Origin of the sequence: Arcticibacter pallidicorallinus (assembly GCF_003002875.1) — a bacterium.
GTDB classification, from domain to species: domain Bacteria; phylum Bacteroidota; class Bacteroidia; order Sphingobacteriales; family Sphingobacteriaceae; genus Arcticibacter; species Arcticibacter pallidicorallinus.
In genome coordinates, this window is the sequence record NZ_PVTH01000001.1 from 423538 (window position 1) to 446147 (window position 22610).

18 protein-coding genes are annotated in these 22610 nt (G+C 46.1%); 7 read left to right on the plus strand and 11 right to left on the minus strand.

Going from position 1 to position 22610, the window contains the following annotated elements; translation table 11 throughout:
• Positions 1-57 precede the first annotated feature (57 nt).
• Entirely contained in the window at positions 58-2514 is a 2457-nt protein-coding gene (locus B0I27_RS01745) for a glycoside hydrolase family 31 protein (protein WP_106290758.1), read from the plus strand.
• A 17-nt stretch (positions 2515-2531) separates the two neighbouring features.
• Positions 2532-4496: a 1,4-alpha-glucan branching protein GlgB gene (glgB, locus tag B0I27_RS01750; protein ID WP_181276648.1), complete on the plus strand. Its 1965-nt coding sequence runs from the start codon at positions 2532-2534 to the stop codon at positions 4494-4496.
• A gap of 69 nt (positions 4497-4565) precedes the next feature.
• Here the strand turns inward: glgB and gap are convergent, their stop codons facing one another.
• The 3 genes from gap to pfkA are packed head-to-tail and all read right to left on the minus strand — an operon-like array spanning position 4566 to position 7408.
• Entirely contained in the window at positions 4566-5561 is a 996-nt protein-coding gene (gene gap / locus B0I27_RS01755; RefSeq protein WP_106290760.1) for a type I glyceraldehyde-3-phosphate dehydrogenase, read from the minus strand.
• Positions 5562-5566: 5 nt separating this feature from the next.
• Entirely contained in the window at positions 5567-6415 is an 849-nt protein-coding gene (locus B0I27_RS01760; RefSeq protein WP_106290762.1) for a hypothetical protein, read from the minus strand.
• Positions 6416-6424: 9 nt separating this feature from the next.
• Positions 6425-7408, minus strand: coding sequence for a 6-phosphofructokinase (gene pfkA, locus B0I27_RS01765; protein WP_106290764.1), 984 nt, complete (start codon positions 7406-7408; stop codon positions 6425-6427).
• Between the two features lie 114 nt (positions 7409-7522).
• On the opposite strand from pfkA, the gene B0I27_RS01770 reads away from it, so the two are divergent.
• Positions 7523-8212, plus strand: a complete 690-nt coding sequence (locus B0I27_RS01770; RefSeq protein WP_106290766.1) for an NUDIX hydrolase — start codon at positions 7523-7525, stop codon at positions 8210-8212.
• A 73-nt stretch (positions 8213-8285) separates the two neighbouring features.
• On the opposite strand, the gene B0I27_RS01775 is transcribed toward B0I27_RS01770, so the two are convergent.
• The gene (locus tag B0I27_RS01775; protein WP_106290768.1) at positions 8286-9140 is read right to left on the minus strand and encodes an N-acetylglucosamine kinase; all 855 of its coding nucleotides are present in this window, start codon (positions 9138-9140) and stop codon (positions 8286-8288) included.
• Positions 9141-9247: 107 nt separating this feature from the next.
• Here B0I27_RS01775 and B0I27_RS01780 point away from each other — a divergent pair, with 107 nt between their 5' ends.
• Positions 9248-10267 carry a threonine aldolase family protein gene (locus B0I27_RS01780; RefSeq protein WP_106290770.1) on the plus strand — a complete coding sequence of 340 codons (1020 nt, stop codon included), beginning with the start codon at positions 9248-9250 and terminating at the stop codon, positions 10265-10267.
• Between the two features lie 3 nt (positions 10268-10270).
• Here the strand turns inward: B0I27_RS01780 and cysM are convergent, their stop codons facing one another.
• From cysM to B0I27_RS01815, 7 genes are all read right to left on the minus strand, one after another.
• Positions 10271-11143, minus strand: coding sequence for a cysteine synthase CysM (gene cysM / locus B0I27_RS01785; RefSeq protein WP_106290772.1), 873 nt, complete (start codon positions 11141-11143; stop codon positions 10271-10273).
• A gap of 6 nt (positions 11144-11149) precedes the next feature.
• Positions 11150-11956 (minus strand): serine O-acetyltransferase EpsC, encoded by an 807-nt coding sequence (gene epsC, locus B0I27_RS01790; protein WP_106290774.1) that lies wholly within the window; start codon positions 11954-11956, stop codon positions 11150-11152.
• Entirely contained in the window at positions 11949-13610 is a 1662-nt protein-coding gene (locus tag B0I27_RS01795; RefSeq protein WP_106290776.1) for a PAS domain-containing sensor histidine kinase, read from the minus strand. The genes epsC and B0I27_RS01795 overlap by 8 nt, the downstream gene beginning before the upstream one ends.
• Before the next feature lie 8 nt (positions 13611-13618).
• Entirely contained in the window at positions 13619-13930 is a 312-nt protein-coding gene (locus B0I27_RS01800) for a circadian clock KaiB family protein (RefSeq protein ID WP_181276649.1), read from the minus strand.
• Positions 13931-13935: 5 nt separating this feature from the next.
• Positions 13936-14238 (minus strand): circadian clock KaiB family protein, encoded by a 303-nt coding sequence (locus B0I27_RS01805; RefSeq protein WP_106290778.1) that lies wholly within the window; start codon positions 14236-14238, stop codon positions 13936-13938.
• Between the two features lies 1 nt (position 14239).
• On the minus strand, positions 14240-15976 hold the full coding sequence (gene kaiC / locus B0I27_RS01810; RefSeq protein ID WP_106290780.1) for a circadian clock protein KaiC: 1737 nt from the start codon (positions 15974-15976) through the stop codon (positions 14240-14242).
• 164 nt (positions 15977-16140) lie between these two features.
• Positions 16141-16437, minus strand: a complete 297-nt coding sequence (locus B0I27_RS01815) for a Dabb family protein (RefSeq protein ID WP_106290782.1) — start codon at positions 16435-16437, stop codon at positions 16141-16143.
• 109 nt (positions 16438-16546) lie between these two features.
• On the opposite strand from B0I27_RS01815, the gene B0I27_RS01820 reads away from it, so the two are divergent.
• The 3 genes from B0I27_RS01820 to B0I27_RS01830 all read left to right on the plus strand — a co-directional run bounded on the left by B0I27_RS01820 (position 16547) and on the right by B0I27_RS01830 (position 22584).
• On the plus strand, positions 16547-17311 hold the full coding sequence (locus B0I27_RS01820) for a hypothetical protein (protein WP_106290784.1): 765 nt from the start codon (positions 16547-16549) through the stop codon (positions 17309-17311).
• Between the two features lie 615 nt (positions 17312-17926).
• Entirely contained in the window at positions 17927-20485 is a 2559-nt protein-coding gene (locus B0I27_RS01825) for an adenosylcobalamin-dependent ribonucleoside-diphosphate reductase (protein WP_106290786.1), read from the plus strand.
• Between the two features lie 101 nt (positions 20486-20586).
• Entirely contained in the window at positions 20587-22584 is a 1998-nt protein-coding gene (locus B0I27_RS01830; RefSeq protein WP_245925400.1) for a sialate O-acetylesterase, read from the plus strand.
• Positions 22585-22610: the final 26 nt, after the last annotated feature.

Below are 22610 nucleotides of genomic sequence, written 5' to 3' on the forward strand. Positions count from 1 at the left end.
AGTTCAATTTTCTATATTTACCCCCAAACACTTTCATCAGGGCAACAGAATTACATCATGGAAGAAAAAGAAAAGCAATCATTGCCGGAGATCAGCATTGAGCAATTGGAAGAAGGCGTACAGCATGTCAACAATCCAATAATAGGTTTAAAGCCCATTGAAAAGCGTTACTTACAGTCTGTAAAGGAATACAAACAGGTTAACAACAGTTTCTATTTTACAGACGGCGAGTCGACCGTTGAAGTTATGGTCCTGAGTGACGAGATTATTCGCGTCCGCATGGCCCCCCAGGGTACCTTTCTGGAAGACTTCTCCTACGCTGTTCCCAAGCTTGTTAACACGGCAACAGTATTCTCTTTTACCGAAACAGCCGAAGATTACCGTGTGGAAACCAACACGGTCTCTTGCATCATCGACAAAAAGCACTTCCTGATATCGTTTGCCGATAATCAGCAGAATATCATCAACGAAGACCTTTCTGCAATGCATTGGGAGGAAAACGTCGACTTCGGAGGGTATTACGTCTACTGTACGAAGAAAGGTCACCCCGGGGAAGGTTATTTCGGATTAGGAGATAAGCCAACCACATTTAACATGCGTGGCCGTCGTTTCCAGAACTGGAATACGGATACCTATTCATTTGCAAGAGACCAGGACCCCCTATACAGGTCAATTCCTTTCTATATAGGGCTGAAGGATACGACTGCTTACGGAATCTTTTTTGATAATTCTTACAGAACTTACTTTGACTTCGGTCAGGAAGATCAGGACAAAACCAGTTTCTGGGCCGAGGGCGGAGAACTACTATACTATTATATTCACGGTCCTCATATGATGGACGTAGTGAAGAGATATCATACGCTTACAGGAACCCACCCTATGCCACCGCAATGGGCACTCGGTTATCAGCAATGCCGCTGGAGCTACTATCCTGAAAGTAAGGTTAAAAAACTCGCGCAAACATTCCGGGACAAGAAGATTCCTTGTGACGCACTGTATCTCGATATCGACTATATGGACGGCTACAGATGCTTCACCTGGAACAAGAAATATTTCCCTGATCCAAAGAAAATGGTCAAGGAGCTGTCAGACGACGGCTTCAAAACGGTAGTGATCATCGACCCGGGAATTAAGGTCGACGAAAATTATTGGGTCTACAAAGAAGGGAAAGATAATAAGTACTTCTGTCGCAGGAGCGACGATTATTTCATGGAAGGCCACGTATGGCCAGGCAGATGCCAGTTTCCTGATTTCACCAATCCCGAAGTACGCGAGTGGTGGGGAGGTCTTTTCAAAGGTCTTGTCGACACAGGAGTAGCCGGTATCTGGAATGACATGAATGAGCCAGCGGTATTTGGTTCAGGTACTTTCCCTGACGACGTCAGGCATCAATACGACGGACACCGTGGTTCCCATCGTAAAGCACACAACGTCTACGGCATGCAGATGGTACGTGCAACCTATGACGGCTTGAAGAAACTTTATAAAAACAAACGTCCGCTTACTATTACCCGTGCGGGTTATGCAGGCGTTCAGCGATATTCATCTGTATGGACGGGCGATAACCTCGCTTCATGGGATCACTTGAAGCTGGCCTTGCTGCAATGTATGAGGCTTTCCTTATCAGGAGTGTCCTTCTGCGGAACCGACATCGGAGGCTTTACAGGTGAACCTGATGGAGAACTTTTCACGAGATGGATCCAGTTAGGCGTGTTCACGCCGTTTATGCGCGCCCATTCTGCCGGTGATACCAGAGAAAGAGAGCCCTGGAGCTATGGCGAAGAACTTGAAGCCATCAACCGCAAGTTCATCGAGCTTCGGTACAAGCTGATGCCTTATATCTACTCAACTTTCTGGGAACACCACAAATATGGCTTCCCTATTTTAAGGCCCGTGGTGATGCTGGAGCAGGATAAGATTGAGAACAGAGCACGTGAGGAAGAGTTCACATTTGGCGACAAGATTCTTATTTCGCCAATCCTACATCCGGGACAAACGTCTAAAACCGTCTATCTTCCCGAAGGTAAATGGTACAACTACTGGACTTACGAAAGCTACGAAGGAGGGATGGAGCATACCGCACATGCGGCGCTCGATAGCATGCCTATATTCGTGAAAGCAGGTTCTGTAATACCAGAATGGCCGGTAATGCAATATGTGGGAGAGGTAGATCTTGAAGAGATCAAGTTCCAGGTTTACCATGCGCCGTATGAAGTGAATTCCTTCTATTATGAGGATCATGGCGACACATTCGCCTATGAGCAGGAAATTTATACAGAAAAGAAATTTGTCGTCAAAGGAGATGACCACAGCCTGAGCATTCGTCAATTCTCGGAAGGCTTATACACCCCGCGTTACGAAACGTATGATCTTAAGCTGATTGGACTTCCTTTCCTTCCAACACGCGTTATTATCGACGGGAAGGAACAGCAAGTGGAGCTTGAATTTGATGCGTTAAAGCGCGTACGTATTAATGCAAACAAAAACTTTAAGGAAATACAGGTGTTAAGTTAACCTACTCAAACCATATAATGAAAACCAGGAAAAAAAGTTTAACTCCTATATCGACCCCTGTTATTGCTTATTCTCGTTTTACAGACTATGATATTCACCTGTTCAAAGCCGGTAAACACTATAAGCTCTACGACAAGCTGGGCTCGCATGTAGTCACAACCGACGATGGCCAGACTGGCACTTACTTCGCGGTATGGGCTCCCAATGCGCTCGGCGTATCGGTCATAGGAAACTTCAATGGTTGGAATAGAGAATCCCATCAGCTTTCAAGCAGATGGGACAGTTCAGGGATATGGGAAGGCTTCATACCAAACATTGCTGCAGGCGAAGTCTATAAGTATCTGATCAAGTCAAATACAGGCGAGGTCCTGGAGAAGGCTGATCCTTACGCATTGAGATGGGAGGAACCTCCGCATACGGCCAGTATCGTCTGGGATACCTGGTTTGAATGGACAGATGCGGAGTGGATGGAATCCCGCTTTAAGAACAACAGCCTGAACAGACCCTGGTCTGTTTACGAAGTACACCTGGGATCATGGAAAAGAAGCCCAGAAGCTCCTGAAAAGTTCCTCGGGTACCGTCTGATGGCGGACGAGCTGGTGCCGTATATCAAGGAGATGGGCTTTACGCATGTAGAGTTTATGCCTTTAATGGAGCACCCTTACTATCCTTCTTGGGGCTATCAGATTACCGGCTTCTTCGCAGCATCGTCACGATATGGTACACCACAGGATCTGATGTATCTCATCGAACAATTGCATCTGAACGGAATAGGCGTAGTGCTCGACTGGGTGCCTTCTCACTTTCCCGGAGATATGCACGGCTTATATAAGTTCGATGGTACTAATCTCTACGAGCATGCTAACGATAAAGAGGGTTTTCATCCAGATTGGAAGTCATATATCTTCAACTACGGGAGAAACGAAGTTCGTTCTTTCCTGATAAGCAACGCCCTTTTCTGGCTTGATCGCTACCACATTGATGGCCTCCGTGTGGATGCCGTAGCTTCAATGCTTTACCGGGATTACTCCCGTAAGGAAGGAGAGTGGATACCTAACGAGTTCGGTGGAAGAGAGAATCTTGAAGCCATTAGCTTCCTTAAGGAGCTGAACATAGCTGTGTATGGGCAATTTCCCGACGTACAAACTATCGCCGAGGAATCAACAGCGTTTCCGGGGGTAAGTAAACCCGTATTTAGCGATGGCCTGGGTTTCGGTATGAAGTGGATGATGGGTTGGATGAACGACACACTGTCCTATTTCCAGCAAGATCCCATTCATAGGAGATATTTTCATGGCCAGATTACTTTCAGTACCGTTTATGCCTTTACAGAGAACTTCATGATGCCCCTGTCGCACGATGAAGTTGTTCATGGCAAGAAGTCGCTGGTTTATAAAATGCCCGGTGACGAGTGGCAGAAGTTTGCCAACCTCCGGTTGATGTACAGCTATATGTTTACGCATCCCGGTACCAAGTTGCTGTTCATGGGTAATGAGTTTGGACAGACCTCAGAATGGAACTTCGAACAGTCGCTTGATTGGCACCTGCTCGATTTTAAGCCTCACCAGGGCATAAAACAACTCGTTAAGGATCTTAATGCTCTTTATACAACAGAAGGCGCCCTGTATCAGAAGAACTTTGAATGGGAGGGCTTTAGATGGATAGAGGCAGGGGATGCAGAGAACTCAGTTCTTGCTTACTGCAGAAAAGGCGATGTGAACGATGAGAAGCTCGTCATTGTACTCAACATGACGCCCGTCCCGCGCTACAACTACCGCATTGGCTTACCTATGCATGGCGATTGGGAAATTGTCTTCAATTCAGACGAAGTGCAATATTACGGTAGCGGCTTTGAGCTAAACTACAATATCACCACTCAGCAGTTACCCTGGCAAGGAAAAGAGCAATCTGTATTGCTCAATCTTCCGCCACTTTCAGCACTCGTGCTGAAGCGATTTAACAGACAGTCCAAGTTCTGGTAAAAGCCAAAATAGAAAGCATAAAAAAAGAGCTTTGCGAATCGCAAAGCTCTTTTTTATGCTTAAGGAATATTAAGCTTTACCAACTAACTGAACAAGGTCAATAAGTTTGTTTGAATATCCCCATTCGTTATCGTACCAAGATACAACTTTCACAAAGTTGTCATTCAAAGCGATACCTGCTTTAGCATCAAAGATGGAAGTTCTTGCGTCAGTTAAGAAATCCTGAGAAACAACATCATCTTCAGTATAACCTAAGATACCTTTTAATTCACCTTCAGAAGCTTCTTTCATGGCTGCTTTGATATCTTCGTAAGTAGCAGATTTTTCTAAACGAACTACTAAGTCAACAACAGAAACGTCAGGAACCGGTACACGGAAAGACATACCTGTTAATTTGCCTTTCAGCTCAGGAATAACTAATGCAACCGCTTTAGCAGCACCTGTGGAAGAAGGGATGATGTTCTGGTAAGCTCCACGTCCACCTCTCCAGTCCTTAGCAGAAGGACCATCAACAGTCTTCTGAGTAGCAGTAACCGCGTGGATAGTGCTCATCAAACCTTCGATGATACCGAATTTATCGTTTAACACCTTAGCAATTGGAGCAAGGCAGTTTGTAGTACAAGAAGCGTTAGAAACGATGTTCTGATCAGCTTTTAATTCTTTGTGGTTTACACCCAATACGAAAGTAGGGGTGTCATCCTTTGCAGGAGCAGACATAACTACTTTCTTAGCACCAGCAGTGATGTGTTTTCCAGCAGACTCCTGAGTAAGGAATAAACCAGTTGACTCAATAACTACTTCAGCACCAACTTCATCCCACTTCAGGTTTGCAGGATCTTTCTCTGCAGTAACACGGATAGTTTTTCCGTTAACAACCAGGTTGCCATCTTTAACCTCAACAGTACCATTGAAACGACCGTGAGTTGAATCGTATTTAAGCATGTAAGCCATGTAATCAGGCTCCACAAGATCATTAATACCCACAACTTCAATATCGCTGCGGTCTACAGCGGCTCTGAATGCTAAACGACCGATGCGGCCGAATCCGTTAATTCCAACTTTCATGTTAATTAATTTTTGTTCGTGTAATAATTCAATATATTATAAATCGGTCTCTTAATGACCGACGATATATTCAGATTATGATCCCCTGCAATCTGGCTTAATGTAGATTGAAAGCCATCCGCGACCGGACCTGTAAAATGTAGTGGCACACCCGGGTGCTTTTCAGTGATAGGTAAGACGTAAGTTTTAAAATACAAGCTTAATCCTTTTTGAACCAGTTGTTTAACATACGGTTGGTCAAAGTGTTCTATTAAAAAATCAGTATAAGAACTCAGGAAAAGAACCGGACTCGTTTGCCTGTAAATTTTATCCAGAATCTGTTTTCTATCAGGGTTGTACCGCAATACAAAGATACTCTCAAATTCTTTAGGCATTGTCCCCGTAAAGTAATCCCGTAATAAATTACGGCCAAGCCAGTTAGACGAACCCTCATCTGCGAGGATATACCCCATCCCAAAGTTGTTTTCCTTGATCTTCTTGCCGTCAAAATACGCTACGTTCGAGCCACTACCAAGGATACCCACTATACCTGGCTGATCGCCGCAGGTAGCCAGGGCAGAGGCCTTTAAATCGTGGTTTATCGAGATCTTAGCCTTACTAAAGAACTTGCTGAACGAAGAGGCTACTACCTGTTGGCGTTCCCTGGAAGAAGCTCCGGCGCCGAAGAAGTAGATGCGCTTGATGTCATCCGCATAGGATATCAACTGGTGATTCTTGGCCAGGATGGCGCTGATTGCTTTTTCGTCATTAAAAAAGGGATTAATTCCAGCAGTTTTCACGTCGCAAACAATCCTTCCCTTTTCGGCAAGCTTCCAGTCTGCATTTCTCGATCCGCTATAAACTACTGCAATCATATCTATTTATTATATTGACAGGATGGCGGCCATTTCAACAAGATCATCTTCCAGCTTGTAGGAATGATTGTTGATCGCCTCCTGTATATCAGTGAGCTTGATCTCGTTTCCGCGAAGGCCTACCATTTTTCTGCTCTCGCCCGCAACCAGTGCTTTTACAGCTGCATAACCCAATCTGCAAGCCAAAACCCTGTCAAAGCTGCTCGGAGTTCCGCCCCTCTGAAGGTGGCCAAGAATAGTAACCTTGATATCGTAGAAGTTGAACTTCTCTTTTACGCGTTTAGCAACGTTATATGCCCCGCCATTCTTATCACCTTCGGCGATAATCACGATACTGGAGCTTTTATTACTCAAAGCACCTGCTTCAAGTTTGGCGATAAGGTCGTCAATAGCAGTCTCTTTCTCGGGAAGCAAAATAGCCTCTGCACCACCGGCAACGCCTGAGTGTAATGCAATACATCCGGAGTCGCGACCCATTACCTCAACAAAGAAGAGCCTGTCATGAGAAGCTGCAGTATCACGGATCTTGTCAATAGCCTCCAAAACAGTATTGGTTGCCGTGTCATATCCCAGGGTAAAGTCAGAACCATACAAATCGTTGTCAATTGTTCCGGGAATACCGATCACAGGAATATCAAACTCTCTCGACAGTACTTCAGCACCTGTAAATGTACCGTCGCCACCGATAGCAACAATCGCATCGATACCCTCTTCCTGTAAGTTTTTATATGCTTTCGCCCTTCCTTCAGGAGTCCTGAATTCCGCGCAACGGGCTGTTTTTAAAACCGTTCCCCCTAATTGTATGATATTTCTTACTGATCGGGCATCCATGTTGATGAACTTCTTTTCGATCATTCCCTGATAACCCTGATGAATGCCAACCACTTCCATGCCATGGAAGATGCCTGTACGTACAACAGCACGAATGCAGGCATTCATGCCGGGAGCATCACCACCAGAAGTAAAAACACCTATTTTTTTTATGCTGGACATTTTATTTTTGTTTTATTTGGCTAATATACTGTGTGTGACTTACACTAAGAGAATTTTTGGGAATTTTTTCCACTTTTGTGATGACGATCATAGTTAGATTTTACTAATAGCACAATGCTTTCAAAATTCGATTCCATATTTTCAATTGACTGTGTCATCTTTGGCTTCGAAGAAGGTGAGCTCAAAGTATTACTTATCGAAAGAAACGATGAACCTTTTCAGAACTGGTGGGCCCTTCCTGGTTATTTTGTAGAAAACGACGAAAGTATAGAAGACGCCGCGGAGCGTATTTTGCATAGCTTTACTGGCTTGAGAGATATCTATCTGGAACAGTTTTATACCTTCGGCGACGTAAACCGCCATCCGCAGGGGCGGGTGATCACAGTTGCCTACTATGCCATGATCAGGTTAAACGGTAAGGCAGATCTTCATCCAACCACACCCTTTGTTAAAACGGCGGTCTGGCATCCGGTTAGCGAAATGCCCGACCTTGCTTTTGATCATAAGCTCATATTTGACAAGAGCCTTCAGAAGATACGCAGAAAGATAAGCTACCAGCCGATTGCCTTCGAGCTATTACCCGAAAAGTTTACGCTCACCCAGCTCCAGAACGTCTATGAAGCTATTCTAAACAAAAAGCTGGATAAAAGGAACTTCCGGAAGAAAATGCTCAATCACGGAATCCTCAAGGAGCTTGACGAAAAGCAGCAGGGGGTGTCGTATCGCGCGGCAACTTTTTACAAATTCGACAGACGCGCATACAACAAACAATTCAAAAAGGAACTCAGCTTCTCGAAGGAATAATCAGAAGCAATCAAAAAAAAGGAGGGTCTCTGCATAAGAGCCCTCCTTATAAAAACATTAAACTTGATATCGCTTATCCCCGCGGATGATCAATATGGAATTTTACCAGGTCATCTATAGGGGAACGAATGAGCTTCCCAATCTTCATTCCGAATTCGTCAGCTACCTCTTCGAGAATATTCCGGAAATTATAACCTACTGAACCGATACAGTTTAGCTCGTATTTTTGATAGTCAGGATAATGGCTGACCAGATTTTTAAAGAAATCAGTAAATGAAGTCTTTACCAGGTTATGCGTATAGCCAATGTTGTCTGAATTGTCATAAACAAACTTCGCGAAACTCGCACAAAAGCGGTTTGCAAGTGGCTTGGTATACACGTTTTCCTGAATATCATCAGGTGTGAGCTTGAAAGTCTCCCAGAAAGTTGCTCTTACCGCCTCTGGCATATAGCCTCTCAGGTAATCCGTGAGGAGTTTCTTGCCGATGTGGCAACCACTACCTTCGTCTCCCAGGATGTAGGCAGCCGAGTTAATTTGAAAAACAATATCATCACCGTCGTAAATTCCGGTATTGGTTCCGGTGCCCAAAATGGCCGCAAAGCCGGTATCCTTACCTAGAAGAGCCCGTGCCGCTGCCAGCAGGTCGTGACCTACGAAGATATCACTATGAGTAAATACAGCTCCGAACGCCTCTTTCAATTGCGCGGCTTTCTCCTTATTGTGCACACCAGCACCGTAAAAATTCACTTCCGTGATCTTTTCGAACTCCAGATCGTCAGGGAGATTCTTTTTGAGCGACTCAATTACATATTCTACGGTAACAAAATAGGGATTATACCCTTCTGTGTTAAAATAGATCTTTTTATTGTCGTCATTTAACAGACACCAATTGGTTTTTGTAGAACCGCCGTCAGCTATTATTATCATGTTATTTTAATAAGCGTAAATAATCAATGGTAAATGTAAATAATTCTTTAAGATTGTATAAAAACAAAAAATATTTGTTGTCTTAAGCCAAAAAAATACGCCGATTTATGATAGTCGATCTACGAAGTGATACTGTAACGAAGCCAACTCCCCAAATGCTCGACGCCATGTTCTCAGCAAACGTCGGCGATGATGTTTATGAAGAAGACGAATCTGTAAACGCGCTGGAGCGCAAAGCAGCTGCCATGTTCGGAATGGACGATGCCCTGTTTTGTCCCTCCGGAACCATGACCAACCAAATCGCCATCAAATGCCACACAGCTCCTATGGACGAAGTAATATGCGACGAGTCATCACACATTTACCGGTACGAAACCGGAGGTATCGCTTTCAACTCAGGCGCCTCTGTTAAGCTGCTTTACGGAGACCGCGGTCGTCTGACAGCAGAAATGATCGAAAAAGTTATTAACCCGGACGACGTTTGCATGCCCCATTCTAAACTGATTGTTCTTGAAAATACCTGTAACAGGGGAGGAGGCAGCTATTATGATCTCGACGAAATAGAATCGATTTACCATCTTGCCCGGCTGAAAAACTGTAACCTGCATCTTGATGGCGCCCGGCTGTTTAACGCGCTCGTGGAGACTGGCGATAGCATGGAGCGGTACGGTCATTTCTTCGATACCATTTCCATCTGCCTGTCCAAAGGACTGGGGGCGCCGGTTGGCTCGGTGTTGCTTGGAGATATCAAAACCATCCGTCAGGCAAGACGTATCCGCAAGGTGTTTGGAGGTGGAATGCGTCAGGCAGGGTTCCTGGCCGCAGCCGGCAGCTATGCGCTCGACCATCATATCGACAGACTGAAAACCGATCACCTCCACGCGAGGTTACTCGGTGAGACGCTGGAAAAACTTTCTTACGCGGATAAGGTATTACCCGTCGACACCAATATTGTCATTGTTAAGCTTCAGGATGATGTGAACGCAGATGTTTACGTGGAACGTATGCGTGATAACGGAATTTTATGCAGCAGGTTCGGAGAGCAGCTGGTGCGCTTCGTCACTCATCTGGATATCACGCCCGAAATGATAGATCATACCATTACCGTTTGCAAAAAGCTACATTAATGATCAGCCGAAAAGATCAGTGCTGAGATACCTGTCGCCGCGGTCGCATGCAATAAAAACGATAACGCCGCTTTCAAGCGTCTCAGCCACTCTAAGCGCAGCGTGTGCAGCTCCGCCGGTACTCATTCCTGCAAAGATACCCTCGGTTCTGGCCAGCTTACGCGCCATGTCAGTCGCATCAGCCTGCGAAATATCCAGCACCTCATCAACGCGCGATGCATCAAATATCTTCGGCATATAAGCGGCAGGCCAGCGTCGGATCCCGGGGATAGACGATTCTTCCGTAGGCTGGCAACCAACAATCCGAATCTCCGGATTTTGCTCTTTCAAAAACATGGAATTACCCATAATGCTTCCTGTGGTGCCCATCGCACTCACAAAGTGGGTGATCTTTCCCTCCGTATCCCGCCATATTTCCGGACCGGTAGTTTTGTAATGCGCCAGGTAATTATCCGGATTGGAGAACTGATTCATCAGGTAATAATCATCTCCCAGCCCCTTCTCCTCTGCATAATCCCTGCAGATTTCCATCGTTTCCATCAGCACCACTTTGGCGCCGAACGCCTCCATGGTCAGCGTCCGCTCCTTGCTGGAGCTCGCCGGCATAATCAGCTCAATCTCCAAGCCGAATAAACGCGCCATCATGGCCAGCGCGATACCCGTGTTCCCGCTTGTCGCTTCTATAAGCTTCATCCCGGGCTTGATATCCCCCCGCTCAAGCGCAGTCCGAATCATATTCAATGCTGCCCGGTCCTTTACACTTCCGGCAGGGTTATTACCCTCGAGCTTGGCATATATTTTTACATTTTTGTTCGGATTAAGCCTTGTAAGCTCCGCCATGGGCGTGTTCCCAACAAGATCGATTATTCCAGCCATAACAAATCAGCTTTTGCGTTCAACAACCTTAAACTGCGTCTCATGGTAAACTACCGAACCCGCAGGCACACTCTTAGTCAGCCAGACGTTCCCGCCTATGATGCTGTTTTCTCCAATAACGGTGTCGCCACCCAGGATTGTCGCACCTGAGTAGATCACTACATGATCCTGTACCGTAGGATGACGCTTCTTAGACGCCATCGTTTTGTCCACACTTAAAGCGCCCAGCGTAACTCCCTGATATAGCTTAACATGACAGCCTATATGCGTCGTTTCACCAATAACAATACCGGTGCCGTGGTCGATATACAAATAGTCGCCAATCACCGCTCCAGGATGAATGTCAATACCCGTCTTGGAATGAGCGTATTCAGTAAGTATCCGTGGTAACAAGGGAACATCCAAGATAAACAGGGCATGCGCGATCCGGTAAAACGATATGGCATAAAAGCCAGGATAAGCCCGGATAATCTCAAATTCGCTCCTCGCAGCTGGGTCGCCCTGCAGAATGGAGCTGATATCGGTATTCAGGGCACGGTACAGTTCAGGAACTTGTTCAAAAAACGCTTTAGCGCGCTGTTCGTTGTCGCATTCCTCACAGGCACGTGTTGAGTCCATGATCTCTTTCAGTCGCGCCTCCAGCGACTGAATCTCCATCTCAATATCCCTCACAGAAAGGAAAAAACTCTTCGACTGTTCCGGAAATAAAAGGCGTATAAGGGCCAGAGCCCAGCCGGCAATCTCTTTATTGGACGGGACGGCCTCAATTTGCTGGTGCCTCTTGAAAATGTATTCGTAAAAGTCTTTATCCATTAATCGGCAAAATAAAAAAGAAAGTAGAGCCTTCTTGAGGTTTACTGTCGACGCCAAACTTTCCCATATGAGCTTTGATGATTTCGGCAGATATATACAAGCCAATACCTAAGCCGCTGGCTGCATAATTTTTATCATCAACTCGATAGAAACGTTCGAATATACGGTCTTTTTGATGATCTGACAATCCAATTCCAAAGTCTTTTACCGATATCTTTACCGAGTCGCCAATCACTTCCGTGCTCAGGATAATGTCTTTGTTTACGGGCGAATATTTTACCGAGTTGTTGATCAGATTCATGATTACCTGTTCGAGTCGCTCCTGATTTCCCTCCAATATCACCTCCTCGCTATTTTCCACCGTGATATTATAGGTTGGATACATAAATCTCGCGTTGTCGGCACATGAATGTATCAAGGTGTTCAGACTAAGAGAATACTTGCTGAAGGCAAGTTTGCCCGCCTGGATCTTACTTACGTCCAGAAGGTCATTAACCAGGTTAGCAAGCTTTCCGATAGCTTCATTTGCCTTGTTTGTAAACTGCCTGATCGTCGCCGGTACTTCCTCCTTTCTATAAGAGGAGATCAGCTGCAGATAACCCTTCAGGCTTGTCAGCGGGGTCTTCAGCTCATGACTCGCGATTCCTATAAACTCATCTTTTTTCGCAAGCGCCTGTTTCTGGTCCTCAATATTGGTTTTGGTGCCCAGCCAGGTCATAACCTGACCCTCCTCATCGCTGAAAGGAATAGCTTTCGCCAAGTGCCATAAGTACTCTCCTGAACCATCTTTTCTTAAACGGTATTCTGTTTCGAACTGTGACCCCGTTAGCAAAGAGGTCCTCCAGGCAGCGATGGTTCGGTCAATGTCTTCGGGGTGTACGGCGGTAATCCAGTTTGAATCCAAAGAGGCCTCGGCGCTGAGTCCGGTGTATTCAATCCATTGCTGGTTAAAATAGTCAAACTGACCGTCGGCATTGGCGGTCCAAACAATCACCGGGATATTGTCTGATAAAAACTTGAAGTTTCCCTGACTGATGAGCAGGTCCCGGGTTCGTTCCTTAATCGTCTTTTGAAGTTCTTTGTTCAAATGCGCTGCAACCCGCTGAGCTTCCTCGAGTTCATCATTCTTGGCTTTCAGCACGTACCTGTTTTCAACTACCGAACTCAGGTCAGTCATGATAATACTCATCGCCGTGCCGTCTTCCAGTTCCAGAGCGGTGAGCGACAGGAGAAAGGGAATCGCTTTACCGTCGTTCCCTACCAGGTCAAGCTCCGCCTTGGCTTCCTCCAGCCAGCCCGTTTGCAGAAGCTTGTTGAATTCTCTTTTCGACTCTTCCGGAAAGAAGTTAAGCAGGGGCACGCCGATGAGGTTTTCAAGCGGAATACCAAGAAGAGCAGCAAACCTCGAATTGCTATACAGGATGATGCCATTTTTATCCAGAGTAACCGCACCTTCGGTCATCTTTTCTATAAATGCACGATACGTATGATCGGCGTTCTTTAATGTATAAAGACGATGACCGGTCTCATGCTCCACAATTATAGCATCGATTTGTCCCGTCCGGATGGCATCTATTGTGTCCCGGGCTTCTTCCAGTTGAAGCTTGAGTTCGGCTACCTCTTTAATTAAAGCCTCTGTTTTCTCCGTTTCCATTTTTCTGCTTAAATGACAATGCCCAGCCCCTTCAAAACTTTCTTTTCATCCGACAAATCACCAAGCAAGCGACGTTCAGGTCCTGGCGCCTTCTTAATTAAAAGGGGTAAAGCGACGAGCTGTTCCACTAGTGCCCTTTCAGGCTGCTGATAAACATCGATAATCTCGAGGGAATATCGGTTTTTTAAGTGCAGCTCACAAATTTTTCGAATGTTAGATATCGCCCGGGCCGAGTTGGGTGAAGCCCCCGTAATAAACAACCGGAGAACAAACTCTTCATTATCAGGACGGTTTAATATATTTCCGGTTTCTTTCAGCACAGCGTTTAGGTAAGGGGTCGGATGTTCAATCCAACCAGTACTTTTTCTTCATTAGACAAATCACCAATTATCTTACGTATAGGAACAGGCACCTTCCTTACGAGTGTGGGTACTGCAAATATCTGATCACCTTCGGCCAGCTGAGGCTTCTCCAGCAAGTCAATTACTTCAATCTGATATTTTCCTTTCAGGTGTTCTTCACAATAACGCTTTAAATTATTCAAGGCAGTTACCGCTTTAGGTGTCTTTCCGGCGATATAGAGGCGTAACTCCCACGTTTGTTCTGTTTCAATTTCCTGCTCTTCCATATTATTCTTCCATATTGTTTTCTTCAGGATCCACTGTTCCTGACAGGCCTCCCCGCCGGCTGGTAATTTCCCGGCGGTTACTCTCAGTCGCGTCCTTCTTAATCCGTTCTTCCGTATAAACGCGGTTCAACTCTTCTTCTACCGATTCAAATTCGGCTTTCAGATTTGCAATCTTAGCTTCAAGGATGTTCCGCTTTCGTAAAACTTCCTTGTCCTTAGCGCTCATCTGATAGCCTTTTAGAACCTCACCGGCATGCTCCTGAAGAACCTGTTCTTCACGTGCCGACCCGGTGAGTATCCCGTTTGGACCCAGATAGACGTCCACCAGTTCAAGGCCATTATCCGTGATTACAAATTCTCTTACCTGATTAGAATGCTTCATTCCTCTCGACTTCATGATGTACATTCCGCGGTTTCTTTCCCCATTCGACTCAATGTCGCGCACCAGAAGCCAGGCGTCCACCAACGAGGATATTGTCTCATCCGTCTGTTCCTGCACGATATTGTTTAGAGCCAGAGCTGTAAACATAACCGTAACCTGTTGATCCTGTAAAAAACTTATTAATCTGATCAGCATCGATTTAACTTCATTGATCGATCCGATGGTGATCAAGTTAGTGATCGGATCAACTATGACCGTATCGGGCTTAAACGCCTTGATGCGTTTGTGAATATCCACCAGGTGCATCTCAAGGCCATATAGTGTAGGTCGGGAAGCACAAATTTCCAGAAGGCCCGATTGTATGTGCTTTTCGAGGTCCAGGCCGATGGATTTTGTATTTCTTAATATCTGGCTTTCCGATTCCTCAAACGAAAAGTAAATGCACTTTTCGCCTCTTTCACAAGCTCCTGCGGCGAAGGTTGTGGCGATACTCGTTTTTCCCGTGCCTGCAGTGCCCGATATCAGAATGCTGCTGCCGCGATAGAAGCCTTTTCCGTCAAGCATATCGTCAAGACTTTTAACTCCCGTCGAGACCCTTTCAGAGGAAGCTTCATGGCCCTGGCTCAAACTGGTTACCGGTAACACCGAGATTCCATCACTGTCGATCAGGAACGGGTATTCGTTAGTGCCATGAAGGGAGCCACGGTATTTTACAATACGCAGCATTCTGGTGGATATCTGATGCTTTACCCTGTGTTCAAGCAAGATTACACAATCTGATACATACTCTTCCAATCCCTGCCGTGTTAAGGTGTCCTTACCCCGCTCACCGGTGATGATAGCCGTCACACCTTTATCTTTAAGCCACTGAAAAAGACGACGTAATTCAGCGCGTATAATGCTTTCATTCGTAAGCCCGGAGAAAAGGTTTTCTATCGTGTCGAGCACAACCCTTTTTGCTCCAATGCTGTCTATCGCGTAAGAAAGACGTATAAATAATCCGTCCAGGTCATATTCACCGGTTTCTTCTATCTCGCTTCGGTCAATGTGAACGTAATCCACTCTTATCTTTTTCTCCTGAACCAGTCTGTCGAGGTCGAAACCTAAAGAAAGTGTGTTAACACTCAGCTCGTCTGCTTTTTCTTCGAATGCCATGAAAACCCCCGGCTCATCAAATTCGGTCGCACCCCGAACGATGAATTCCATAGACATCAGCGTTTTTCCGCATCCCGCACTCCCGCAAATCAGCGTAGGGCGGCCCTTTGGAAGTCCTCCATTGGTGATTTCGTCCAATCCGGTGATCCCCGTTGGCGTCTTGGCGAGGTGTGAAGGCTTTGTTTGTTTTATCTGCTCCATTTGTTAATGCATTTGCAGACCGGGACATCAAAATACAGCTCCGGCCTGGAAATAATTATCTAACAAACGAAGTAATACGATTTCTGTTTGACACGTCGTGCCAAATGCGCAACAGAATGACCGATTCGCTTTTGGGGTAGGCGGGTTATTTTCTTAAGCTGATATTACTCAGCGTCGTAAATAACAACCTTCTCAAAGTAAGCCCTGAACTGCTCAAGGAAAGCAAGGTGGAGGGGGTGCGTCTGATAAACGTTATGTCCGTCCAGATCCTCAAATAGCGCCAGAAGAGAAAAAGTATAGGTCGTGTCTACTACGACGCGCTCAATGGGAGCAGGTGTGCCGATAAATAAAGATTTAACCGTTTCAACACCATTCAGTGTTTCGAGGCTTGATCTGAAAGCGGCTTTTTGTTCTTCGGTTGTATCGGCTTTCAGCCAGAAAAGTACGTGATGAGTAAGCATGGTTATGTATTTAGTTAATGGGGTAAAGATATTAAAACTTGCATCACCGATTCGGAACTTTATAAACCATAGAATTGAAAAAGCCAGAATTTAGAACTACGTTTATCGCATGAAAGAGCTGGAAGCCCTCGTAAAGGCATACTATCCGAAAATGAAGACGGGAAGTGAAGTAACAGAAACGTACCTTGATTTTTTAAAAAATGAGTACAATTCTGATCTGTCCAAAATGCTTTTTGCAACATCATTGTGTTGTGATGACATTAATGTTTCCACAGACTTCCGCAGGGTTCTTACTCGTCCCTTTTCCATGGGTGGACTCGGGGGATTGCCTTTTTCTGGCTTCACGGGCATGGTTGCGTATGCGCACCACATCCCTGACGGTGGCGACGCGTTTATTTTCTATGGTCCGCATATCGGGATGACGGATGAGGGTAAGCTCGGCAAAATGCGCCGGCCAGGCCAGAAGCAGCTAACCAACAGCTGCGGAGCGCTGATGCTGGCCTTGCAGCGCTTGCAGCAGGAAAATGAAGTTTATGTTCCCATCAACTCTGAACTCGACTACCAGCAGACGCTTTTAGAGCGTACCGTTATGCCCTATAAGCACCGCATTCTTACTTCGGCTAATCCGGAGAAGGAGATAACGGACGTTGCTTATGAAGAGATTCATAAAAAGCTGAACATGCTCATCCGGATGAGCCGAAAAGAATTCCGTTGCGACCGGATTTTCTTATTGGGAGGCGTAATCGTCAATACCAGTCCGGAATACGAAGACGCTGTAGAGGTGCGTAATTTTGAAATCGTCGACACGAATGAACTTGACGACGCCGTGCCATCCTTTTCCATCCTTGAATCTGAAGCGTTTAAGAATCTGTAACCACAGCTGATCTCGACGAGTTCGCTCGTTATAAATCCGTTTCGGCCCGCTTAAGTAAAGCCAGTAATCCGTCGGCGACCATCTAGTGGTCTTGTTAGGGTTGTGCTCTACCCAGCCTTAGGTTGTAGCCGCATTGAAGCCACGGTGAGGCCACGTTGAAGCCACCTTTTTCAGGGAAAACGTGGCCTCACTGTGGCCTCACTGTGGCCTCACCGTGGCCTCAGTCTGGCCTCATCCACTGGCTATCTGCCAGGTAGTCACCGGCTGGTCACCAGTAAGGCCTTTGTAGAATCAGAAGCAGTTGCCCTTGGTGCAATCAGAAAGCAGTCGCCCTTTGCCTCATGTCGCTGTTCCTTGATCTCATCTCCTCTACTCGACAGGAGGCAAAATCTTCCAGGTTGTTTAAAAGGCAGTGTATGAATTGGTTAGGATAGATGTTAACATGTGTTAATAAAATATGTGCACACTCGTTGTGAAAATTTGCTAACTTTTCGCTGCCGAAAGATTATTATCACTCTCATTTATAAATATTTATAAATTTTTTCGGGAAACTTCTTCAGCTTTTCGTTTTAACTTGAATACAAATATTAACTTTGCCACTTCAAAAATCTGATCATGGAAATCGAGAATCTCTCTGAAATCAAGACCACATATTCTGCGGACGAAGCCTATCAAAAGTCTCTTGTTTACTTCAAGGGCGATGATTTGGCAGCGCGGGTTTGGGTAAATAAATACGCGTTGAAAGATTCGTACGGAGCCATTTACGAAGCTACACCTGATGATATGCATCGCCGTATTGCTTCTGAAATTGCGCGGATAGATCAACGATATCCAAACGCCCTGACTGAAGATGAAATCTTCGAACTAATAAGGGATTTTAAGTATATCATTCCTCAGGGAAGTCCAATGACCGGTATAGGTAATCCTTATCAGATTGCCTCCCTGTCAAACTGTTTTGTTATCGGTAATAATGGCGAATCCGACTCTTACGGTGGGATCATGAAGATCGACCAGGAGCAGGTACAGTTGATGAAAAGACGTGGTGGAGTGGGTCATGACCTGTCACATATCCGTCCGAAGGGCTCTCCTGTAAAGAATTCGGCACTGACCTCTACCGGAATTGTTCCATTCATGGAACGTTTCTCCAATTCAACTCGCGAGGTAGCTCAGGACGGAAGAAGAGGAGCACTGATGCTTTCGGTGGCTATTAAACATCCGGATTCTGAAGGTTTCATTGACGCCAAAATGGAGCAAGGCAAGGTTACGGGAGCAAACGTGTCTGTACGTATTGACGATGAATTTATGCGTGCTGTAGAAGAAAAACGCAGTTACGTTCAACAATATCCTATCCACGGAAACGATACCTTATATCAAAAAGAGATCGATCCGACGCTGTTGTGGAAGAAAATCGTTCACAATGCATGGCGCTCGGCTGAACCAGGAATCTTATTCTGGGATACGATCATTCGGGAGTCGGTGCCAGATTGCTATGCAGACTTAGGTTACCGTACCGTTTCTACCAATCCGTGTGGTGAAATTCCATTGTGTCCGTATGACTCATGCCGCTTGCTGGCCATCAACCTGTTCTCCTATGTAGAGAAACCGTTCACGAAGGATGCGTATTTCAACTGGGAGCTGTTTAAAAAGCATATCCATGCCGCCCAGCGTATGATGGACGATATTATCGACCTGGAGCTGGAGAAGATCGACGCTATCCTGAAAAAGATCGACGACGATCCGGAAGAGGCTGAGGTGAAACGTACCGAGAGAAACCTGTGGCTGAATATTCAGACCAAGGCAAACGAAGGACGCAGAACAGGTATCGGCATCACAGCAGAAGGCGATATGCTTGCGGCCCTGGGTCTCCGTTACGGCAGTGACGAGGGAACTAAGTTTGCGGTAGAAATTCACAAGAACATCGCAATCGAGGCGTACCGCGCTTCTGTAATGACGGCAAAAGAAAGAGGCCCGTTTGCAATTTTTGATGCTGAAAGAGAGAAGAACAATCCTTTCATTCAGCGTTTAAAAGAAGCAGACCCTGAGCTTTATTTCCAGATGCTGGAGCATGGTCGTCGTAACATTGCCTTGCTGACCATCGCACCTACCGGAACCACCAGTTTGATGTCGCAGACCAGCTCGGGTATTGAGCCGGTGTTCATGCCGGTTTATAAGAGAAGAAGAAAGGTTAATCCGAATGATAAGGAAGTACGCGTTGACTTTGTTGACGAAGTAGGCGATTCCTGGGAAGAATATGTGGTTTTCCACCACCGTTTCAAGCAGTGGATGGAAGTGAATGGCCATGATCTGACCAAGAACTACGGACAGAAAGAGCTTGATGACCTGGTGAAGCAATCGCCTTATTACAAGGCTACATCCAACGATGTCGATTACCATAAGAAGGTTCAGATGCAGGGAGAGATCCAGAAATGGGTTGACCACTCGATCAGCGTGACCATTAATATGCCGGAGGATGTTACCGAGGAACTGGTAGGGCAGCTATACATGGAGGCCTGGAAGGCCGGATGTAAAGGTGTTACGGTCTATAGAGACGGATCACGTTCAGGGGTGTTGATTTCAAATTCGGAGAAAGAGGCCAAGGCTGAAGAGGATGAAAAGAATCATGCGAGCTTCCCGGTAATACGGCCTGTCGTTCTTGAGGCTGACGTGGTACGCTTCCAGAATAACCGTGATAAATGGATCGCCTTCATCGGTTTGATTGACGGAAGACCTTATGAAATTTTCACCGGTTTTCTGGATGATGAGGATGGTATCCTGATTCCGAGATGGGTTAACGAGGGTCTGATCATTAAGAACAGAGAGGCTGACGGAAGTTCAAGATATGACTTCCAGTATCAGAATAAGCGCGGACATAAGACTACTATTGAAGGTCTGTCTTATAAGTTTAACCCGGAATACTGGAACTATGCGAAGTTAATTTCCAGTACGTTGAGACATGGAATGGCGATTGAGAAAGTGGTTGATCTGATTAATAGCCTTCAATTGGATGAATCCATCAATACCTGGAAAAATGGTGTTGCGCGTGCTTTGAAGCGTTATATTCCGGATGGAACAGAAGCTAAGAAACAAAAATGTCAGAACTGTAATTCTACCAACCTGCTTTATCAGGAAGGTTGTCTAACCTGTAAAGATTGCGGTTCGTCTAAATGCGGATAATGCTGTAATCGGTCTGATTATTGTTAAAAAAAGCCCTTTCAGTCTGCGGATTGAAAGGGCTTTTTAGTATGTTTAGCTCTCCAAAAAAACCTAAAATCTATATGAAAGTAAGAACTGAACTTTCTCTGAGGCATGCTTTTATGATGCTTCCTTTGCTGTTAAGCGCTAATCTTCACGCTAAAGTTAAGTTGCCTTCGGTGTTCGGAGACAATATGGTTTTTCAGCAGAAGACTGAGGCTGCGGTTTGGGGGAAAACCGACCCCGGCAAAACGGTGGAACTGGTGCCGGGCTGGAGCAAGAAAACCTATACGGGAAAAGCCGATGCAAAGGGTAATTGGAAGATCTTGATGCCCACCCCATCTTACGGGGGACCTTATACGCTAAAGATATCCGACGGGGAGCAGTTAATACTCAATAACGTTTTGATCGGAGAAGTATGGGTTTGCTCAGGCCAGTCTAACATGGAGATGCCGCTTGCCGGCTGGGGACGGATTAATAACTACCAGCAGGAAATCGCTGCAGCGTCTTATCCGAATATACGTTTGCTGCAGGTAGAGCGTGAGACGAGTCTGACTCCGCAGGAGGATGCCAAAGTATGGGAGGGCGGCTGGCAGGCATGTAGTCCGGCCAGTGTTCCAGGGTTCTCATCGGTAGCGTATTTTTTCGCAAGGGATATCTATAAGAAGACGGGGGTGCCTATTGGCTTGATCCATACGTCATGGGGTGGTACGATCGCCGAAGCCTGGACGAGCGGTGGAGCACTGAAAAAGATGGCTGATTTCAAAGATATGGTTGTGCAGATGGAAACCTCGCAAGCAAATGAGAACGGCAAACCTTTCAAGCAGCAGATGGAGGAATGGGAAGCTTCAGTGAAGACCCGGGATGGTGGCTTTAAGGCCGGTTCGGCCATTTGGGCCGCTTCTTCATTGGATGATGTATCATGGAAGAAAATAGACGTTCCGGGCTTTTGGGAACGGACGGCTCTGCCCGCTTTCGATGGAGTGGTTTGGTTCAGAAAAAAGATCACTATACCTGCATCATGGGCCGGGAAGGAGCTTGAAATTGATCTAGGTGTAATCGATGATGACGACATTACCTATTTTAACGGTCAGGTGATCGGTGCGACGCAGGGCTATAATAAGCCGAGAGTCTACACGGTGCCGGCAGCGGCGGTAAAGGGTACTGAAGCCGTGATTGCAGTAAGGGTGTTTGATTCTACAGGTGAGGGTGGCTTTTCGAGCGATAAAAACACGATGGCAGTGATTGGGGGAAATGGTGAGCGTATATCGTTAGACGGCGACTGGCAATACAAAGAGGGCTTTAATCTGAAAGACGTTCCGGCTATGCCGGTTTCCAAAGAAGGACCCAACAGACCAATGGTGTTGTACAATGCCATGATTCACCCTTTCATTCAGTTTTCGATCCGGGGTGCGATCTGGTACCAGGGAGAGAGTAATGTCGGAAGGGCTTATCAGTATCGGGAGTTGTTTCCGCTGATGATTAGCGACTGGAGGGAGAAGTGGGGCAGGGGAGACTTTCCTTTTTACTTTGTGCAGCTGGCTAATTTCATGAAAGTGAATGATCAGCCTGAGGCTACAGGTTGGGCGGCCTTAAGAGAAGCTCAACTTCAGACCTTGTCATTGCCGAATACGGGTATGGCAGTGAGTATTGATATTGGTGATGGAGAGGATATCCACCCTAAAAATAAACAGGATGTGGGTGGCAGGCTCGCGCTGATTGCGCTGGCTAATACCTATGGTGAGAAAGTTCAGTTTTCGGGACCTCTGTTTAAAACGAGTCAGGTAAAGGGCAAAGAGATGATTCTCAGCTTTACACATGCCGATGGGGGACTTCGTTCCAGCGATGGTAAGCCCTTAACTGGTTTTGCTGTGGCCGGCGAGGACCAGAAATTCTATTGGGCAGATGCAAAGATACAGGGTAATCAGGTCGTGGTAAGCAGCGAGCGGGTGGCTAAACCTGTGGCGATAAGGTATGCCTGGGCGAATAATCCGGTTTGCAATCTGGTGAATGAGGCCGGCCTGCCTGCATCGCCTTTCCGGACAGACAGTTGGTTTGATCCTTCCTATGGGCAGCGATAGTCTTTAGTTTGAGAGCACTAAAAACG

What these genes read in the sequence shown, in the direction of transcription:
- B0I27_RS01745 (WP_106290758.1), top strand. Translation starts at nt 58, where the DNA reads ATGGAAGAAAAAGAAAAGCAATCATTGCCGGAGATCAGCATTGAGCAA.
- glgB (WP_181276648.1), top strand. Translation starts at nt 2,532, where the DNA reads ATGAAAACCAGGAAAAAAAGTTTAACTCCTATATCGACCCCTGTTATT.
- gap (WP_106290760.1), bottom strand. Translation starts at nt 5,561, where the DNA reads ATGAAAGTTGGAATTAACGGATTCGGCCGCATCGGTCGTTTAGCATTC.
- B0I27_RS01760 (WP_106290762.1), bottom strand. Translation starts at nt 6,415, where the DNA reads ATGATTGCAGTAGTTTATAGCGGATCGAGAAATGCAGACTGGAAGCTT.
- pfkA (WP_106290764.1), bottom strand. Translation starts at nt 7,408, where the DNA reads ATGTCCAGCATAAAAAAAATAGGTGTTTTTACTTCTGGTGGTGATGCT.
- B0I27_RS01770 (WP_106290766.1), top strand. Translation starts at nt 7,523, where the DNA reads ATGCTTTCAAAATTCGATTCCATATTTTCAATTGACTGTGTCATCTTT.
- B0I27_RS01775 (WP_106290768.1), bottom strand. Translation starts at nt 9,140, where the DNA reads ATGATAATAATAGCTGACGGCGGTTCTACAAAAACCAATTGGTGTCTG.
- B0I27_RS01780 (WP_106290770.1), top strand. Translation starts at nt 9,248, where the DNA reads ATGATAGTCGATCTACGAAGTGATACTGTAACGAAGCCAACTCCCCAA.
- cysM (WP_106290772.1), bottom strand. Translation starts at nt 11,143, where the DNA reads ATGGCTGGAATAATCGATCTTGTTGGGAACACGCCCATGGCGGAGCTT.
- epsC (WP_106290774.1), bottom strand. Translation starts at nt 11,956, where the DNA reads ATGGATAAAGACTTTTACGAATACATTTTCAAGAGGCACCAGCAAATT.
- B0I27_RS01795 (WP_106290776.1), bottom strand. Translation starts at nt 13,610, where the DNA reads ATGGAAACGGAGAAAACAGAGGCTTTAATTAAAGAGGTAGCCGAACTC.
- B0I27_RS01805 (WP_106290778.1), bottom strand. Translation starts at nt 14,238, where the DNA reads ATGGAAGAGCAGGAAATTGAAACAGAACAAACGTGGGAGTTACGCCTC.
- kaiC (WP_106290780.1), bottom strand. Translation starts at nt 15,976, where the DNA reads ATGGAGCAGATAAAACAAACAAAGCCTTCACACCTCGCCAAGACGCCA.
- B0I27_RS01815 (WP_106290782.1), bottom strand. Translation starts at nt 16,437, where the DNA reads ATGCTTACTCATCACGTACTTTTCTGGCTGAAAGCCGATACAACCGAA.
- B0I27_RS01820 (WP_106290784.1), top strand. Translation starts at nt 16,547, where the DNA reads ATGAAAGAGCTGGAAGCCCTCGTAAAGGCATACTATCCGAAAATGAAG.
- B0I27_RS01825 (WP_106290786.1), top strand. Translation starts at nt 17,927, where the DNA reads ATGGAAATCGAGAATCTCTCTGAAATCAAGACCACATATTCTGCGGAC.
- B0I27_RS01830 (WP_245925400.1), top strand. Translation starts at nt 20,587, where the DNA reads ATGAAAGTAAGAACTGAACTTTCTCTGAGGCATGCTTTTATGATGCTT.